The following is an 18,897-nucleotide window of genomic DNA, read 5'->3' on the forward strand; positions in this document are numbered from 1 at the left end:
TGCTATGACTGCATTTGCAGGCTTCCCTGCTGGAAAAAATAATCCATACGTACCCATTCCAGAGGTCTTCTTTACGCAACTGCTGCCAGAAATCGAGGACAGCGCCGAGATCAAAGTGACGTTGCATCTCTTTTGGGCTCTGGCAAAGATGCAAGGCAACCCGCGCTGCGTAAGTGATCGGCAACTCTTACAAGATCAGGTACTACTGCATAGCCTACGGCGCAGAGGTGATCCACGCGCGCCCGAAGAGCGCTTGCACCAGGGGCTTGAGCAATCTGTCGCACGTGGTACGCTACTCTGCGTTCATCTCCGCCTCGTTAATGAGGGAAACGATATGATCGCATGGTACTTCTTTAATACGGCACGCAGTCGAAAGCTGGTGGCTGCCATTGAGGGAGGCGAGATGATGCCTGGGCACCTCCTCCAAATTGAGGAAGAACATGAGAGCTTAGAACAGAAGCAGGTAATTGCCGCGGGAGAGTATCCTTCTTCAAGAGGGCATGCACCACCGACATCCGCCCAGGAGCGCTCATACGTACAGGTACAGGTTGAGCGCCCAAACATTTTCGCGCTCTATGAGCAAAACATCGGACTTCTCGGACCAATGATCGCGCAACAGTTGCAGGAATACGCCGAACGCTTACCTCCTGAATGGATTGAAGACGCATTCCGGGAAGCTGTAGAGAATAATAAACGCAGTTGGAGCTATATTCGCGCTATTCTTAAGCGCTGGGAAACGGAAGGCAGGCAACAATGGAAAGCCTGAATCGTATTATCGTCAGACGTCGGCCATTCGCGGATAACCGCAATCGTCGCCCGGATACCAATCAATCTGCACCACAAACGCAGACAGGGTATCCACGTTATCCGTTGCCCAATCAGAAAATTCAGCCCGAGAATCGCGCAGCAGGGATGCCATCAAACTTTCAGGGTCAGCGCCCACAGATGCCGACTATCCCTCAGACGCGCTATCTCTATGAGCAGGAAGATCCACAAGTAAACTATACCGAAGACTACGAGGACTATAATCAACAGGGAGAATATGACGCTCCCTTGCGTCCACGCGCTTCGGGGGTTCATCCACCACTCAATAGTGTCACACATTATCCACACTCACAGCGTAATACACAGCCGCCCGTAGCTCCCAAGGACACCTACTCCTTGCCACAACGTACTACGTATCCCTACCATCATGACGACTATGGGCAAACCTTCCATGCTGACGTAATTGAAGAGGAAATCAGCGAAGAGTACGAGGATGGTCCTGGCCTCGTCTATGGAGGCTATCTCGATGAGGATGAGGGGGAGAACTATTCCTATACGACACGCCCCGGTGTAGAAACACCACGTAACACGCCTGTTTACCACAATTATCATACACAGCGCCTGCCATACCCGGCTCCAAATGCCCCACAGCAGAGCATGCCCGCGCCCATGCATACGCGCCCGGCTCATATAACAAGCGACCAGCAGCGTGTTCAACCTACGCGGCAAACTCCACAGTTGCCGCCCGCGCGAAACCATCATCCACAATTGCCACCTGCGCCCCAGACTTCTACTGCGCGTCTGAGTAGCTCTCGTGCAACCCAGCCACTTGATCCACGCAATCTTGATGACCTGCGTCAGAAGCGTCTGGAAGCGGAGGCATATCAAGCATCCATCTCACGAGAGATAGCTCTGCGCCCACGCTTACCGCAGCCAGAAGCCCAATACGAACACCACCCAGTACGCTCCACCTGCCCCAGATGCAAAGGCGCTGGCTATCTGCGCGCCAATGTCAACTTCGGGCATCCCAACTTTGGCAAGCCCATTCCCTGCTCCTGCAAAGTAGCAGAGATGAAGGATAAGAGACGCACACAGCTTCGTGAGCTGTCAAATCTGGACGCCTACCAGGATCGCAAGTTCCAGAACTTTAAGTCTCATATCCAAGGCGTGAGGGAAGCCTTTGAGTCTGCCCTTGGTTTCGCGGAAGATCCGCAAGGCTGGCTGCTGCTCGTTGGACCCAATGGCTGCGGCAAAACGCACCTGGCGCTCGCCATCGCGCATTATCGCCTCGAAGCTGGAGATGTCGTGCTCTTCTCCGTGGTGATCGATCTACTACGCCACCTGAGAGCAACCTTCGCGCCTAATGCCACCGAGGTCTACGATCAGCTTTTCTCCAAGATGTGCGAAGCAGGAGTGCTTATTCTAGATGACCTGGGCGCGGAACAAAGCTCCCCCTGGGCCAAAGAGAAACTCTTTGAGCTTCTCAACTACCGCTACAATATGAGCATGCCCACAGTCATTACAGCTAACCCACGCGGGCTGCAAGATCTGGATGAACGCATTCGCTCACGCTTGAGCGACATCAGCCTTGTACGCAGAGTACATATGAATCAGGCACGTGATTATCGTCCCAATCATCCAGGTCATGAGGAATAGCTCAGGCCTACAAGCAATCTTAAGCACTGCATATGTAGGCTCAGAGTTCTGACCACACCGTGCTTCTAACCCTATAGCGGGGATGGTGTAATAACATAAGAGCTTATTACACCATTCCAACTCCCTATCTATCGCCGGGAGCAGTTGAGATAATAGCCTCTCTACGTCGCGCATTTGTGCTGAAAGAGTGACTTTCGCGCCTGTAATTTTTGTCCTTGCGTTTGACACATCCAGGTGCTATCATAACTGTAAACGTCCCCGCATTGCGGGCTTCTTCCGCACACAGAAGTTCTTGTAACAGGTTATCCGCTCTCTTCTTAAGAAAAGAGCGACCGTGATAGATAAGTGAGGAGTTAACATGGGTAGTGTTTTCAATCCACGCGATCCAAAATGGGTCAAGGAGTCCCGTGAATTTCTGGAGCCGGTCGGCATCATTCCCGCCGTCGTCGAGTCAACTCCGCGAGGCGAGCGCAGTTGGGACCTGTACTCCCGCCTGCTGAAAGAGCGCATCATCTTCGTTGGTACGCCTATCGATGACCAGGTAGCCAATAGCGTTGTAGCGCAGTTGCTGTACCTCCAGAGCGAGGATGCTACCAAAGATATCCAGATGTACATCAACTCCCCGGGTGGAGTGATCTATGCCGGTCTCGCCATCTATGACACGATGCAGTACCTACGCCCCGAAGTTTCCACCTTCTGCATGGGTATGGCAATGAGCATGGGTGCGGTTCTACTCGCCGCAGGCCAGAAGGGCAAGCGCTATGCCCTTCCTAACTCCACCGTGCTGATCCACCAGCCTCTTGGTGGCGCGGAAGGTCAGGCCGCCGATATCGAGATTACAGCACGCGAGATCCTACGCTTGCGCCGCAGCCTCTATGAGATCCTCGCCAAGCACACCGGGCAGACAACCGAGCGCATCATGCAGGATTCGGACCGCAACTACTACCTCAGCGCGCAGCAAGCGGCTGAATACGGTCTGGTCGACGAGGTACTTACCCCCTCACATGAGGAGTAATTCTCTTCGCGCCAGGTCCAATCTTTGGAACATAGCAAACAACGCCGCACAGAAGGACTGTGCGGCGTTTCTTTCTCTCGGACTCACACAATTGGTGCCTCTCACACTGATCTTTTAAAGGGGAGAATGTCATGTCAGATTCATCATTTCGTCATGTTCGTTGCCTGCTCTTCGATCTAGGGGATACCTTGTGGGCACTCAATATGCAAGTTTACGAGCAAGAAGGAGTAGCACGGGCTTCTCGGCGAGCACAAGCACTACTACGCAAGCACCTGACATCGCAGCAGGTAGCGTTGCTCTCTGAAGAGGAGGTGCTAACCCACCTACACACTCGCTTCCACGCCCACGTCAGAACACTCATGCAGCAAGACCGGGAACATGAACCAGACCTGGGACAAGCTGTGGTGCTAGCTTGCGCAGATCTGGGTCTACCAGGCCTTCCTCCAGAACTAGGCACTGAGATCGCGGAGGCCCTACGCATACAAATTCCAGGCTCGCGCATGCTCTTCGAGGATGCGTTGTCTACGCTGGAAACCCTACAGGCACGCGGCTATACACTTGGTGTGGTCACCAATCGGATACATGGAGGTCCAATCTTCCTGGACAATTTACGCGAACTAGGCCTGTTTACCTATTTTGATCCAGCTCATATCGCGATTTCAGCTGATCTTGGCATACGTAAGCCAGCCGAAGGCATCTTTCGCTTCGCGCTCGATGGTCTGGGAATGACGCCAGAGGAAACGGCAATGATTGGTGACTCACTCCTTGCGGATGTAAGGGGGGCGAAGCGGCTGGGGATGCATTCGGTCTGGATGCCTACCGCTCGCTTGCGTGCCTTAGCTCGCCAGGAACTCTCGAACTCACAAGAAGAGCCTGCAACTTCGCTTACTAACGCTGACCTCATCGCCTTTGCTATCGAGCACTACCGAAAAGTAAAATATCTGACGGAGCCCGACAATACATATCTTCAGCCTGATTTGGTCATCTCCAGCCTGAGTGAACTATTAGACACCTTTACAGGAGTGACAGCATGAGAGCACCTTTACAAAAAGCCCTCTTTGAGACCCTCTACCGAAACCGCTATCTCTACCGCTTCGCCAGTACAGTTCCTTTCGCAGGGCAGTGGCGCATCTGGCAACGCCTGATAATCTCGCGCATCCAGGGACATGACGTGCTGGAACTTGGTTGCGGACTAGGCGACCTGCTGGCTGATATGCTAGAGGTAGGGTACGCTTGCCATGCGGTCGAGCACTCACCCGAAATGGTTGCTGCGGCCCGCGACACCTTACGCAAACGCCATGTGGGTTCGGAGAGCCTGGTAATTCAAGGCACATCCCAGGCCCTCCCCTTTAGCGATGCCTCGTTCGATACTGTGGTCAGCACCTTTCCAAGCGAATATATTCATGATCCCAACACTATCGCGGAGGTCTCGCGCGTCCTCCGCCCTGGCGGTCGTCTGATCGTCATAGAGGGTGCGAACCTGTTACCTGTGGGCTTGCTACAGCCCTTGCTCGTCTTGCTCCAGATCTTTGTCTATAGTCCTCGAGGTTTACGTGAGATGCGCAAGCGCGAGAGTATACCCGAGAGCGAAGAATTGGTGACCGAAGAAGTACCCGATGCGCACTTCGGACGCCTCATACCATTAGAACGTTTCCACTTACGCCGTCGTTCAGAACGCGTTCGTAGCCGCCGTTGGGAAGTGTATCTTACAATGGGGGAGAAAGAACAGTAATAGAGAAGGAGAACTCACTCATGGTACACTGGCCTTCCGCATATATCGAAGCACATGGCCTAACAATACACTACCTGCGTACAGGTGGCGATAAGCCGCCTATCATACTACTTCATGGCTTCTACGATAATGGCCTCTGCTGGCGACGCGTAGCAGAGGCTCTGGCGACGAGCTACGACGTCATCCTGCCTGACGCGCGCTTTCATGGCCTGACACATACACCAGACGAGGCAACCTTTACCTACTCCGATCTGGCAAATGACACCATAGCACTAATTGAGGAACTAAAGCTCAATCAGCCAATCCTGATGGGACACTCAATGGGCGCGAACACTGCGGCAGTTGTCGCGGCTGAACGTCCTGACCTGGTTCGCGCGCTTGTACTCGAAGAACCTGCCTGGTCTCCAACCAACGCTGAGAAAGATCCAGAGCGAGATAAGATGGAGCTGCAATATCTGCAAGCTTTTCTCACGAATCAGAAAGAACTTTCTCATGCCGAGCGCCTGGATGAGGCAGAGTTCGCGCAACCACTCTGGTCAACGGATGACCTTGGCCCCTGGATGAGTGCTCAGGATCAATTTGACATGGCTATCTTCGCCCATATTCCCGATAGCTCATATCTTCCCTGGCGACAGACCCCCTGGATAGACATCGTAGCGCGCATTATTTGCCCCACATTGATTGTGACCGCCGATCAGAAACGAGGCGCGATTGTGGGTGAGGCGACCATCTCCGAGATTTTAAAGGCGAATCCGCGTTGCCAGATCATCAATATCGAGCAGGCTGGACATAACATCCGCCGCGAACGTTTCGATGACTATATGCATCATGCGGACCACTTCTTAAAGGAACTATAGGAAGCCTACATGCAAGAGATGCACCTGCATCAGCTTACCCTACATTATCCGCATCTGGCGGCAGCCTTCGCGTATGTACCACAGGCGGAAGAGCATTTACGCCGCATTCAAGATCTTAATGTGTCCTGGCAGGGAATACTACGCTCAGGTGCTACTCGCAAGTACGCAGAAGTGGTTGTGAGTGAGAGCACACAAGAGCTCCCCGCGACCGATACTTTTGACATCATTTATGCCGGTGGGGCCTCAATCTTCTGAATGCGGCGGTAATGACGATATGCTATGGCCTGCGCGTGCTCGTCTTTGACCGCTTTACGGTCGGTGCGGTCCACCGAGAATGGAATATCTCACGCGATGAGCTCAATGAACTGCTAACGGTAGGACTGCTCACCCCAGACGAACTTGAACAGGTTATCCAGCGTGAATATACCGACGGGCTGGTGTGCTTCGCCTCTGCCCACATCCAGGTACCGCCCGCTGAACTACATCTCAAGGATGTCCTGAATGTAGCGGTCGATGCCGAGCGCCTGACTCAACTCTGTGTGCAGAAAATCAAGGCCCATCAACCGCGTAGCGGGCTCCCTAATCGCATTCTGCATAGGACCAGCTTTGAACACTGTAAGGTCGCGCCTCAACAGAACGTCAACGTCTCGGTAACGACGGAAGGAGAGGCATACATGTATGCCGCGCGGCTCCTGGTGGACGGCATGGGCTCAACTTCACCCATCGCTTGCCAGCTTAATTGCGGTCGCCCTTTCTCACTGGTATGCCCAACAGTGGGAACAGTGGCACACGGTTACAAAGTGGGAACGACGCCTGATGCCATCGATCCTGAACTTGGTGAAATTCTCGTCACGACTGAAGATGCACGTAATGGTCGCCAGCTTATCTGGGAAGCCTTCCCGGGGCATGATGATCAGGTGGCAATCTATCTCTTTCATTATGCGGAAACAGGTCAGCCCGTAGACCTGCTGGAACTCTTCGATGACTTCTTCGCGCTCCTACTCAGTTACAAGGACACGAGCAATGTGGAGATCATACGACCTGTCTACGGCTTTATTCCTGCGGGCTATAATATTACCCTGCCCTGGCAGAAAGAACGGAAGGTTCTGGCCTATGATCGTGTCATCTCACTGGGTGATGCCGCAGCCTTCCAATCACCACTGACGTTCTGCGGCTTTGGTTCCTATGTGCGCAATCTACGCCGCATCACCTCACTTCTAGCTTACGCGCTGGAGCACAACTTGCTCAATGCCTCCGACCTTAATCGCATACGTGCCTCGGAGGCCATCCCAGCTGTAGCACGTGCCTTTAGCAAATTCATGATCGCCCAACCCAACCAGAGTGACAAGCCTTGGCAGGTCAATGAGACACTCAACATCTTCTGCCGCGCCCTCGCCGACCTTGGGCCACGCATCACAAACGACTTCTTCAAAGACCGCGTGGGCTGGCTTGACTACACGCGCCTGGTGCTGAACACACCAAAATACTATCCGCAGATCTATAAACTAACCCTTGCTACCCTCACACCAACTGAGATTCTTGGCTGGATTACAGCCTGGCTCCAACTAGGACGCCAATCCATAACCCTCACGCTCTATCAGAACACTCACAAACTCTTACGCAGAATCGCAGCTCTGCTCCCAGGTCTCCGCACACTACGTTCCTCCTTCAACTCCCACCTCCGCCATACAATGTTAGAGCAGATAACCAGGAATAAGGTATAACCAGTTATACAATCATAAGCAGCCAGTGCAACAATCTCTCACACCTCTCAAACCCTACACCTATCTCATATGTAGGCGCTGGCTAATACTCAGCGCTATCCATCCCACAATGCAGCGATCCCTCACACTTACGCATGCTTAGATTGAGAATGATGACTTTTGCGATCCATGTAAACCTACGCTGCTGCCTCGGTGTTTATTGGCGGGCAGTATGCTACAATGTAGAGAGTGTACGGAGTGACAGGAATTGAGGTGAAGGTATCGGCTTGGTACCAACTCTAGCCTGTCTATTGGTGGACGACAGTTGGAAGGGAGAAGTACATAGCAATGCCAGGCAGTTCAAATCTACGCACACCCTCGCAGATACCACTCGCAAAAACCTTGCATAATGGAGAGTACCAGGTTCAGCGCATCCTTGGACGGGGAGGCATGGGGCAGGTGCTTCTCGCAACACATACAACTCTCGGCACGCTCTTCGCCATCAAACTCGCCATCGCGGATAGTCCACTGCCTGAGAGCGTGGTCGCCGAACTTGAGCAAGTGCTCCATCTCAATGACATTGAGACAACCGATTTACAAGAGGCGGTTGCTCCAGGCCATTTCCCACTCAGTGGAGGTGAGCATACTGATCGCTTCATACGCGAAGCACTACTCCTGGCACGACTGCACCATCCCGCCATCCCAACACTCTACGACTACTTCCTTGAGGATGGTTACTGGCATCTGGTAATGGATTTTGTGCCCGGCACGCCTCTAAATGCCTACTTGAACCAGAATGCTCCCCTTCAACCACTCGAAGCTCTAAACTATACTATTCAGATCTGCGATGTGCTCGCCTATCTCCATCAACAGCAGCCACCCGTGATCTACCGAGACCTTAAGCCATCCAACATCATGCTTATGCCCAACGGAATCGTGATGCTAATTGATTATGGAATCGCCCGCTATTATAAAGAAGAACAGCGCAATGATACGACGGATTTTGGCTCACCAGGCTACGCCTCACCTGAGCAGTATAGTGGCGGCTCACAGACAGATGGACGCTCGGATCTTTTCAGCCTGGGCGTGATCCTGCACGAAATGCTTACAGGCTTACGCCTCAATCCCTCCGCACTCATGAGGGACGAGACGCGCCCCATCTCGAACAAGACCTCCTCAGCACTCAAGGGACTCATCAATCTCGTGACACGCCCGGAGCCAGCGCACCGCTATCAAAACGCGACCCTCTTCGCCCAAGCACTTGAAAGGGTCTATGCGATTGAGGAGCGCGCGGCCTATGAGCAGCGCTTGAGCACGATCAAGGCCACAGCGACACCTCTACCAGGACATACGACAATTCGTGAGGAGAGTCCGCGCCAGGATCTCAACCAGAAAGAAGATGGCGTAAGTTCCTCACTTGCCCCCCTCTCACTCGCGAGCGCGCTCCCATCTGAATCCCTGCTCTCACAGGTAATGGATACACGACGCCAGACACGTCATCAATTGCAAAAGCTCCACTGTCAGGCGACGCCACTCCCACAGCCAGTGAGTCCAGCGCCCACGCAAACAGCACCACGATCCCCTATTCCTGATATCATTCCAGCGGTGCTCTCGTACACGGTCGCAGATCCATATACGAAGGAAGCGCATAAGGGGCTACGCATTCTTACCGTCCTGGCTCTGGTCCTACTCCTATTTATGCTGCTGACCGCCAGCCTGACATACTTTCACATCTCGCCCTTTACATTTGCTCCGATAGACAATAGCACCTTATCAGAACCTGAAAACGTTGATCTAACCCATGACGCCACCTGGCATCAGCTTACCTCACCCACTGTTCCGGTAGCCGATAACGCAGCCATATTCGCTGAATCAAAAGGGCGCTCGTATATCTATATGACAGGGGGGTATCGAGGGGAGACGCAAGATCCGAAATATGACCATAACCTGTACCGCTATGATATTGTAACTTCACGCTGGGAGACAGCTCCCACAGACAATAGCACCTTTCCGGGAATGCTTAACAACGCCATCGCAAGCGATACAAAAGGAAACCTGCTCTTCGCGACTGGCTACTCGACCGATAGCTTTACTGTAGCGCCTGAAATACACAAATACCACCTTGACGATGGTAGCCTGAATAAGCAGACGCTCTCGCAAGGTATCATTCCTGGTTTCGGGCTGGCTATGATTAGCGATCAGCAAGGCAATATTTACGCGACGGAGGGATATAGCAAGGCGGGAGATGGGCTAGCTCTGGCAGGCACGGGCTGGTATCGCTATAATGCCGCGACTGGGCAATGGCAGGCACGGGCGTCACTGCCCCAGGGACTGGGCTATGTGATGCTCGCACGCAACTCGAACAATGACATCCTACTGCTTGGCGGGTCGACCGACGCTGCCCAGAAGCATCCCTCAAATGCCATCTACCGCTATGACAGCGCGCATGATAGTTGGCGTAAAGAGAAGGCCACACTCCCCATACCACTCAGTGGAGCAGCGAGTTGCTCACCTACAAAAGGCCAACTCGCTATCTTCGGTGGCTTCAATCCCGCGAAGAATGCCAGCCTGGCCCATGCTTGGCTCTTCGATATAAATACGCTAAGCACACATGCGCTCCCAGATATTCCAGGAGGGGGATCACTCCTTGGCGCGGCGGCATGCGACGCTCAGGGCCATGCGTTTTTGCTACGCGGTACACGTGAGCCTGGTACGCCCACTTCAGACTTCCTCCAGCTCTCGCTCAAGCTTCCGCAAGAAACTAGCACACCAGACGCTGTTGCTCAGTCCACACCCGGCAGCAAAGCAACTTCCACACCATCCAATCAGCAGACAACACCCACGACAGCCCCAAAGCAACAAGAAACGCAGGCCTCTTCGGGACAGGGCTCATCTCCTTCATCTACTGGGGAGCAAGGCTCCTCTTCAGGAAACCCATCTAGCTCTGGCAGCTCTTCGGGACAGGGCTCAAGCTCGTCGACTGGAGGCTCTTCGGGCTCAGGGCAAAGCTCCGGTTCCTCTTCTGGAAGTTCTTCGGGCTCGGGGACTGGATCGGGACAGGGTTCGCCACCATCCCAACCAGGACAGCAGGCAACTGCCACACCGATCCCAGTTGGGAAATAAAATATGACCCAGGTTGTAAGGCGATGCCAACAACCTGGGTCATATTTATACTCATGGGATTCACACTAAGGGTGAATAATTTCGTGGATTAGAGGGCCGGTGGTGACAGAATCATCGCTCCACTGATAGCAGGCAAGAAGCGCGGCGAAGAGCGCTTCAGCCTCTGCGTGATCACGCGCGTGAACCTCCACCAGAGGTTCACCTGACCGGAGATGATCGCCAACCTTGGCTTGCAACACCAGGCCAGTACTGTGATCGATAGGATCGCCCTTTTTGAAACGACCCGCACCGAGATGCATACTGGCAAGACCAATGGCTTCAGCATCGATGGCGGAAATATAGCCGTCACGAGGCGCATTCAATATAGCGCGATAGGGGGCCCGTGGCAATAGCTCAGGTTCTTCAATCTGGCGAGGATCACCGCCCTGCGCGGCGATGACAGCCGCCAGTTTCGCCACTCCCGCGCCGTTTCGCACCGCTTCACGCACTCTCTCCTGAGCGACCTCCTGTGTTGAAACAACTCCCGTCATCAGGAGCAGTTCCGCGACCTCATGGTAACAGAGTTCGCTCACATCTTCAGGCCCCTCACCGCGCAAGATGGCGATAGCCTCCGCCATCTCCAGGGCATTGCCAACAGCACGTCCAAGAGGCTGCTCCATTGAGGTCAGGGCCGCCACGGTGTGCATACCCGCGAGGCGTCCGATATCAACCATGGTCTGCGCCAGTTCGCGCGCCCGTTCAACCGTCTTCATAAACGCGCCACCGCCAAATTTGACATCAAGAAGGAGATGCGAGCAGCCAATGGCAAGCTTCTTACTCATGATACTGGCGGCGATCAGAGGAATACTCTCAACAGTTCCGGTGACATTGCGTAAGGCATACATCTTGCCGTCGGCGGGCGCAAGTTCCGCTGATTGACCAGCCAGTACCAGCCCTTCACTCTCTAGCACACGCACAAACTCATCGCTCGTCAGTTCGGAACGAAAGCCCTGAATAGATTCAAGTTTATCAATTGTTCCACCAGTATGGCCCAGGCCACGACCAGACATCTTGCCAACCGAGATTCCGCAGGCGGCAGCAAGGGGAGCCACCGCTAATGTAACCTTGTCGCCTACACCACCTGTACTATGCTTATCAATAACTGGTGCAACGACCTCGTTGATACGCAATTGCGCGCCGGAATGGACCATTGCCAGAGTCAGATCACGCGTCTCCCGCGCATCCATACCACGCCAGCAGACCGCCATCAGCCAGGACGCCACCTGATAATCAGGAATCTCACCACGCGTATATCCAGCAATAAACCAGTCAATCTCTTCTGTGCTCAGGACTCCTCCGTCCCGCTTCTTACGTATCAATTCAACTGCTTGCATACACCCCCCAGATGATAAATATCATAATTGAGCCTGGGAAAGCGATATACAAAAAGTTTGATGCTGGCTAGCTGCGCTCGGTGAAGACGATGCGCACAGCGTCGCTCTCCAGACCAGTACCGCTATCGATAAGATAGCGATCTACTAACTGGCTTCCCAGACGTGTATGATGATCGTATTGTAGTTGTCCATTAGTAAAGTCATAAACATCAGGGGCCTGCGAAGAGGTTCCCTGTATCACAATTGTATCAAATTCTGGCGAGCGATACGCACTCAATGCTTTAAGCAGAGTCGCGACTTGGAGCCAGGGTACGCTAAGTGTGAAAGAAATCTTAACGACCTTCTTGCGACCATATCCCAGGTCATCATGCACAACAGTATAATCTAGCCCCTCTTTCTCCAAAGACTTCATTTCCACGAGCGTCTGCGGTGGAAAAGGAATAGGCGGCTCAGGTCCCTCGCGCACAGCAACGGCAGGAGGAAGAATCGCCTCAGGCATGGCATTATTGGCGGATGGAACACGACGCCTGGATGAATTACGCGCTGGCGCAGGCTGCTTCTGGGGAGCGGGTCGCTGCTGTGGTGGAGGTGGTGGCGCATTGACATAACGAGGAGGCTGAGGTGGCCTCATATTAGTGGGGACTGGTGTGCCCTGAGTAGGTTGAAACGGGCGCTGACCTTGCCGGGCCTGAGTACCAATGCGCAAATCACGGCCACAGCGGACACAATAATGCATCGTATCAGGATTTCGTTCGCCACAATATGGGCAACGCATACTGATTCCTCCAGTTTCCTTTTGTCGAATATACCTCTATGCGAAAACTTGAGTGTCTCAACGCTAGCCACGATAGCGGCGTTAGGTTTTCGTATAAGGCCATAGTAGAGGAGCCGGGATACAACAATATCTACCTGGATAGACGCAATAATGCCAACGGAGTCAAATCAGGACTGCTTCAGAATCGCGCCCACAAGTTGAGAATTCGAATTTGTCTTCTCGAAGAGACGAATAGCTTGCTCATTACCATCACGGCGAGGTAGGTCCGCCATGCGCCTGCGAATAAACGCCGCAGCCTTGAGTTCCTCTTCATTCAAGAGGCGCTCTTCCTGACGTGTGCTTGAGGAGGCAATATCTATGGCTGGGAAGATACGCCGATCCGCCATCTCACGCGAAAGGCGAACCTCCAGGTTGCCCGTGCTCTTAAATTCCTCATACACCACATCATCCAGACGACTCCCTGTCTCCACCAGGCAGCTTGCCACAATGGTCAGACTACCGCCCTCCTCGGTAGCACGCGCGGCTCCGAAGACTCTACGCCCGATCTCAAGGGCCTGAGCATCAATGCCACCAGAGAGAGTGCGATTCCCCCCACGTCCATGCCGCCACATATCTGAGTTCATATTGTGCGCACGAGCCAGGCGGGTCAATGAATCCAGGATCATGATGACATCATCACCCTGCTCAACCGCGCGTTTAGCATCAAACAAAGCTTGCTCAACGACATAGCCATGCTTACTCGCACGCTGATCGAAGCTAGAAGCATAGAGTTTAACCTGAGGGCCTCGAATATCCGAGCGCCACTCAGTCACCTCTTCGGGACGCTCGTCAACCAGGCATAGAAAGAGGCGAGCCTGGGGGTAATTCTGCAACAGGGCGGTCGACACGTGGCGCAGAATAGTCGTTTTACCGGCCTGAGGTGGCGCGACGATAAGCGCGCGCTGTCCAAAACCTAGCGGTACCAGCAAATCTATCACGCGTGATGCGATGGGCTTCGCATCCGTCTCTAGCGTGATGCGACGATGTGGGTGAACTGGTGTGAGCTTCTCGAAGGTGTTACGTATAGAAGCCACTAAATCTCGACCTCCTAATACTACCTATCCGAAAACCAGAGCACGTCAACGCTAACCGCGCTGGGGGCACCGTGCCCTCGGGTGAGGATTGGTTTTCGCATAAGATTATAGTACAAATGGCAAGAAGATCCTAGAAGCGAGTATCAGTGATGGGAACCAGCCAGGTCTAGCTGATTTCGCATCAGGAGGTTATCTAAACATAACTGTATCACATGAGTCAATGGATGAGAAAGCCAGAGTGCTATTATCTGTGAGCTAGATACAGATGGTTGCCTCTATCCGCTACACGGACTAGTAAGGTAAGGGGTGTATCTGAAAATCAGTCCCCTTACCCTGGTGCCACAGATGTAAACGCAGACAACCATCACACCTTAATTTTATGCAGTCAACGAGAGGGCTTCGTTATGTAAGAGGACACCCTGTATAAATTGTTCTAGTTCATACTGAAACTGGTTCAACGCCCCCATGTTGTTAATGACACACACCTCTCGCGAGATACCAAACTCTTCGCGCAAGGAATTGGCAATATAGCTACTGGCATCATTAGCATAGTAACGCTTAAAAATGGCGTCGGAGAACGAAGGGTGATCATCAGACGAGAGAGAACAGGCGACACGCTCATGTACACGTTGCAGGCAGGTATCCAGGTCAGCATGCAAGAACAGGATATGAGCATCATGCAGGAAGGCCGGACTAAATTGCTGCAAGGCTGTCCGGTAGTCGTCACGTGCGAACTCAATGGTCACCATATCAGCTGTCGCACTCAACCTGTTGACAGTAGATTCTAACTCCTGTAAGGCACTATCAAGAACGGACAAGTCAATAGCATCGAAACCGTTATGTTCTGTAGGGCGAAACTTCTTATGTTCTCTATCAGCCAGAAACATCTCTTTCAAGATAGGATAGTCGTTGCAATGGAGACTATTCCAGCCTGCCTGCTGGACCAGGTGCCTGATGTAACGCGCTCCGGTCGATTTTCCACTGCCCGGACGCCCCAGGACAAATACCTTTACGCTCATATATAACACCTTCCGTAGCTAACGTCCACTCCTAGCATTTTTCGCTCCCGAATGTAATCTTCCAAATAAGAGAGATGGACGTGGAGTAGTAAAAAGATACTCTACATCCACGCCCATGCCAGCCCTTTGGCCGAAGAGAGAAGGAGCGTCCACAACGGACATATTCCCTATGCCTATCATCCGCTAATTGCCTGAAAGATTGCTAGTCCAATGTGTTAGCGACGACAACGCCGCGCCCTCTTGAGAGAGCTCGTTTTCATGTAAAATCTACAAACTGGTAAAATCGTTCAAAGGCAATTCTTATACGGAGAGGTATGTTCGTTAGCTTTGTATTAAAGTTAAGTATACAGAAGGCACATAGCAAAGCATGCTTGGATGACAAATACTGTACCTAAAATGGCTATGTAGATACTACAAGCAAGCGCTGCTCACGCTTCTATAAACTATGCAATGAAGAATGCTTTAGAGCTTAAGTTTCGCATCAGAGTTATTTGGCGTTGGTAGTAGAAACGGACGGGGCAGAGGTGCCAGCAGAAGGGGTCAGACGCGCATAACTGCGCTGGTGGGGGTCCCAACTCATCACAACATTACCGCCTTCACGCTTACCGATATCGAGCACCTCATCTAAGAAGCGCTCTAGCAGCAGGCGAACCTCTACCAGGGCATCCTGTGTAGCATAACGTTGTAAGATCTCGCGCAACTTACTATATGCATAAAAGGAGACTCCTAAGCGGACAGTAATCGAGCCTAAGGTAACCATATTCGCGGGCAAGGTGGGTTGTCCGGAGGGAACACGTTGTGGATCAATCTGATAAGAGCCACTGAGAACGGTCCGCAGAAGTTCAGCCTTGGCCTGAGCCTGCTCCAGAGGCATCCCCTGAAGCATAATATAGAAGCGATCAGCACTGATACGATAAAGTTCGCACTGGGCATCATCTTTAAAGGCACGCAACTGGCCCTGAATACGCATACCCACAGCCCGACTCAGATCACGCGCCATACGATCACCATACTTATTCGCCAGGCTACTCATATTGTCGATGTCCAGGGCAATAAAGGAAACGATATCCCGTGCCCCAAAGTCAACACGGCGCTGGATCTCGCGTAACATCGTCTCTACCTGAAGCGCGAACTCGTTCTCTGAATAAAAATCGCGGAAGAGTGGATCAACCACAGAAGGAAAGGCAATCGCGTCGCGCAGACCTCTCAAGGGCATAAGGCGTGCATAATAGGTCTCCAACAACACACCGAGCATATTCTCAATTACTCGAAGCACGCGCAAATCAGCCTCATTGAACGCATCTGCTTCAAGTGAGGCAACATAAAGAACACCAACAGGGATAGCATCGCGACCCATAATGGGAATTGAGATTGCCGAACGAACAACCTCTCCACCTTCGTGGATATGCAAATTTGGATCATCGGAGACTGATATCAGCGGTTGCTGAAGAATATGCCCAACCTGGAAAGCACGTACCAGGGGAGAGGTAGAAAGCTGTTGTGGGCCAAAACGTGTCACTCCTATCTTAAAGGGAGCGTGTTCGCTCTGTGAGCGCAACAGCAACGAGCGCTGCTGTAAAGAGAGAACGGAGGTAGGATAGTTGGGCAAGAAGAGGCAGCTATAACGCCAGCGGGGCTTACCTTCGTCAGTAACCCCTCCCAGACGTACAACCATTTCATTCACGCCATGGAGGTTGCTATCTTCATCTAATAGCATATTATCCAGATCGGTCGAAAAATCAATAACATCACGCGCCCCCAAACCAAAGCAATCACGGAAGCGCGCAGCCTCCTCATAAAGTGGGGCAAGTAGGCGTGAGATGGTCTCCACAAGAGGAGCGCTTAACGTGAGTTTGCGCGAACGCCTATCGAGCAGGATAAGCGTTTGATCGCGTGGGCATCCCTCCACTTTATCATCGATCATGACCGCCAGGGGTAAAGCCCGATAATCCGAAGCATACTCAAAGCAAGGGGCCGCTGTCCACAATGTATGTGACATATAGCTTTGATCGAGAAAGCCAACCAGCGCTTCCCCCATACGTTCCAAATTCTCTACGCGCCGCATTTCTTCAGATGTTGTATCTACTCCTGGTTTTAGGGGAAGAATCAGGCAGGCATTAGTATGCGGCAGATCCTCACAGATCAACATCAGTACCAGACGCAGGGTATTTGAGGCGAAAAAACGCCAGAAGCCAGCATCATGAGCCTGCTCCACACGCTGATTTACAGGTAAATCACTAGGTATGGAAACAGGTTGGGTAGACCAGGAAGGAGATGGTGATGGAGAACCAACTACACGGAGAGAGTTCCAGAGCAAGTCGATAGTAGGAGGTATATCACTGGGAGCATAGCCAGCCTCGATCAGTTCTCGGATGACTGCCAGCTTATCAAGTTCGGAAGGGGTGTAGAGGCGTCGGCCTTTAGGGCCGGTAGGTCTCAGAGGAGCGAGTAGGCCATATTCTTCCCAATCGCGGAGGCGATTCTCACTCAGGTTGAAGAGTTCAGCGGCGCGGCTAATGGTTACAGTCGCTTCGGCGTGACCTTTCTCCATGGAGCGTTGAATACGCTGTTGTGCCTCTTCAAGTCGAAGGTGCTCTTTTATACGATGCAGGGTTCTCTCATCCATGCAGGGAGTCCTATTCAAGCATCTTTCAGTCAGGAATTATTTCCATCTCCTGCCTCTTCCCTGCCAATTACCCTGACTTATTATTTCTCACCTTATGTAATAGTACCATATAGAACTCCTTTTGTATAGTACGTGCACCAGCAAAATCCGAACTTTCTTCATAAGCAAAACAAAATCCGAACTTTCTTAAGCACGCCTTATACGAACCAATACGTAATCTCAAGATTCTAGATATAAAATTACGCTCTAACCATACAATATCACTTAACTTTCTTATCACCAATAAAATCACAATCTTAAGTGTGTTGACAAATGTCATCCTTTTAGGTAGTATTTACTTAAGAAAGAGCAGAAATGCTCCTTGAATCAACAAATTCTTGTTGATTATTAAGTCGACGCATCCATCTCTACAATCTCTGTAAGATACGCTCATAGGGCTGGTTTATGTAAGGACATTGGCATCCATTCCTTCTCAGGGAGGAGATTGAACGTGAAGGCACAAACCGACGAAACCATCGCTCTTCGCTATTGTCCCGATGATGAAGCCACCTGGCATGACCTCCATACCTGGCTCTTTCCCCGTGTTGAAAAGTGGGTACGCAACGCCAATATCAATGCCTGGTATGGACAGCAACGGGAAGTCTCAGAAGATATCACTCAGGAGGCGGTTCTACGTACCTTCCGTTACAGTCAACGAGCCGCGCAAGGTGAAGTTCGTCCGATAGGCTCCTTAAAATCACTCGGACAGACGATCGCGCAGAACTACTTTCGAGATCGGCGAAAGAAGGACTGGAATCTTGTTCGTCCGTCGCAAGAGAGTGATCATCCCGAAAGCTATCTGGAAAGCGTCTCACCTCTGGGCAAGATTGATCCATCACAAGTTGCGGTCGATCATATGATGCTCACCAATATCATCGCTTTGGCGGCCCGCATCCTTGCCAAGTTTCCGCCAGGACAACGCTCAGCCCTGCTTATCGACCTCGCTAATATTACTGATTTCGGCGAGAACCCAACTCTGCTCGAACGCTCTCTCTCAGAGGCGGGTGTAGAACTCAAAGATTATCATCACCCTCTACCAACCGAGCCAGGGGAGAAAAACCGACACGCCGCTCTACTCAGCATTGCCTATAAACGCCTACGCCGCGAGGTTGCAGTTTAATATCACAAATCAATTAGAGAG

Annotated in this window: 15 protein-coding genes; 10 read left to right on the forward strand and 5 right to left on the reverse strand. The window is 52.2% G+C overall.

Going from position 1 to position 18,897, the window contains the following annotated elements:
* Positions 1–4: 4 nt before the first annotated feature.
* The 9 genes from K3T82_RS09560 (at position 5) to K3T82_RS09600 (ending at position 10,851) form a co-directional block, all read left to right on the forward strand.
* A complete protein-coding gene (locus K3T82_RS09560) occupies positions 5–766 on the forward strand; it encodes a DnaD domain-containing protein (protein WP_220193242.1) in 762 nt (253 codons plus the stop codon).
* Positions 754–2,421 carry an ATP-binding protein gene (locus tag K3T82_RS09565; RefSeq protein ID WP_220193243.1) on the forward strand — a complete coding sequence of 556 codons (1,668 nt, stop codon included), beginning with the start codon at positions 754–756 and terminating at the stop codon, positions 2,419–2,421. Before K3T82_RS09560 ends, K3T82_RS09565 begins: the two co-directional genes overlap by 13 nt.
* Positions 2,422–2,779: 358 nt before the next feature.
* Positions 2,780–3,436, forward strand: coding sequence for an ATP-dependent Clp endopeptidase proteolytic subunit ClpP (gene clpP, locus K3T82_RS09570; protein WP_307810894.1), 657 nt, complete (start codon positions 2,780–2,782; stop codon positions 3,434–3,436).
* A gap of 131 nt (positions 3,437–3,567) precedes the next feature.
* The gene (locus K3T82_RS09575) at positions 3,568–4,470 is read left to right on the forward strand and encodes an HAD family hydrolase (RefSeq protein ID WP_220193244.1); all 903 of its coding nucleotides are present in this window, start codon (positions 3,568–3,570) and stop codon (positions 4,468–4,470) included.
* Entirely contained in the window at positions 4,467–5,168 is a 702-nt protein-coding gene (locus tag K3T82_RS09580; RefSeq protein ID WP_220193245.1) for a class I SAM-dependent methyltransferase, read from the forward strand. The genes K3T82_RS09575 and K3T82_RS09580 overlap by 4 nt, the downstream gene beginning before the upstream one ends.
* Before the next feature lie 20 nt (positions 5,169–5,188).
* Positions 5,189–6,025 carry an alpha/beta fold hydrolase gene (locus tag K3T82_RS09585; protein WP_220193246.1) on the forward strand — a complete coding sequence of 279 codons (837 nt, stop codon included), beginning with the start codon at positions 5,189–5,191 and terminating at the stop codon, positions 6,023–6,025.
* A 9-nt stretch (positions 6,026–6,034) separates the two neighbouring features.
* Complete coding sequence (locus K3T82_RS09590) at positions 6,035–6,280, forward strand: hypothetical protein (RefSeq protein ID WP_220193247.1); 246 nt, start codon at positions 6,035–6,037, stop codon at positions 6,278–6,280.
* A gap of 11 nt (positions 6,281–6,291) precedes the next feature.
* A complete protein-coding gene (locus K3T82_RS09595) occupies positions 6,292–7,749 on the forward strand; it encodes an NAD(P)/FAD-dependent oxidoreductase (RefSeq protein WP_220193248.1) in 1,458 nt (485 codons plus the stop codon).
* A gap of 327 nt (positions 7,750–8,076) precedes the next feature.
* Complete coding sequence (locus tag K3T82_RS09600) at positions 8,077–10,851, forward strand: protein kinase domain-containing protein (protein WP_220193249.1); 2,775 nt, start codon at positions 8,077–8,079, stop codon at positions 10,849–10,851.
* 65 nt (positions 10,852–10,916) lie between these two features.
* Here the strand turns inward: K3T82_RS09600 and K3T82_RS09605 are convergent, their stop codons facing one another.
* From K3T82_RS09605 to K3T82_RS09625, 5 genes are all read right to left on the reverse strand, one after another.
* A complete protein-coding gene (locus K3T82_RS09605; RefSeq protein WP_220193250.1) occupies positions 10,917–12,224 on the reverse strand; it encodes a thymidine phosphorylase in 1,308 nt (435 codons plus the stop codon).
* Positions 12,225–12,291: 67 nt separating this feature from the next.
* Positions 12,292–12,999 (reverse strand): zinc ribbon domain-containing protein, encoded by a 708-nt coding sequence (locus tag K3T82_RS09610; protein ID WP_220193251.1) that lies wholly within the window; start codon positions 12,997–12,999, stop codon positions 12,292–12,294.
* Positions 13,000–13,166: 167 nt separating this feature from the next.
* On the reverse strand, positions 13,167–14,072 hold the full coding sequence (gene rho, locus K3T82_RS09615; RefSeq protein ID WP_220193252.1) for a transcription termination factor Rho: 906 nt from the start codon (positions 14,070–14,072) through the stop codon (positions 13,167–13,169).
* Between the two features lie 377 nt (positions 14,073–14,449).
* Positions 14,450–15,091, reverse strand: coding sequence for an AAA family ATPase (locus K3T82_RS09620; protein ID WP_220193253.1), 642 nt, complete (start codon positions 15,089–15,091; stop codon positions 14,450–14,452).
* Positions 15,092–15,578: 487 nt separating this feature from the next.
* Entirely contained in the window at positions 15,579–17,717 is a 2,139-nt protein-coding gene (locus K3T82_RS09625) for a MerR family transcriptional regulator (RefSeq protein WP_220193254.1), read from the reverse strand.
* 490 nt (positions 17,718–18,207) lie between these two features.
* Here K3T82_RS09625 and K3T82_RS09630 point away from each other — a divergent pair, with 490 nt between their 5' ends.
* Positions 18,208–18,876, forward strand: a complete 669-nt coding sequence (locus tag K3T82_RS09630; RefSeq protein ID WP_220193255.1) for an RNA polymerase sigma factor — start codon at positions 18,208–18,210, stop codon at positions 18,874–18,876.
* The last annotated feature ends 21 nt before the right edge of the window (positions 18,877–18,897 follow it).

The sequence above is a fragment of the Ktedonospora formicarum genome, from assembly GCF_016587355.1.
GTDB lineage: Bacteria > Chloroflexota > Ktedonobacteria > Ktedonobacterales > Ktedonobacteraceae > Ktedonobacter > Ktedonobacter formicarum.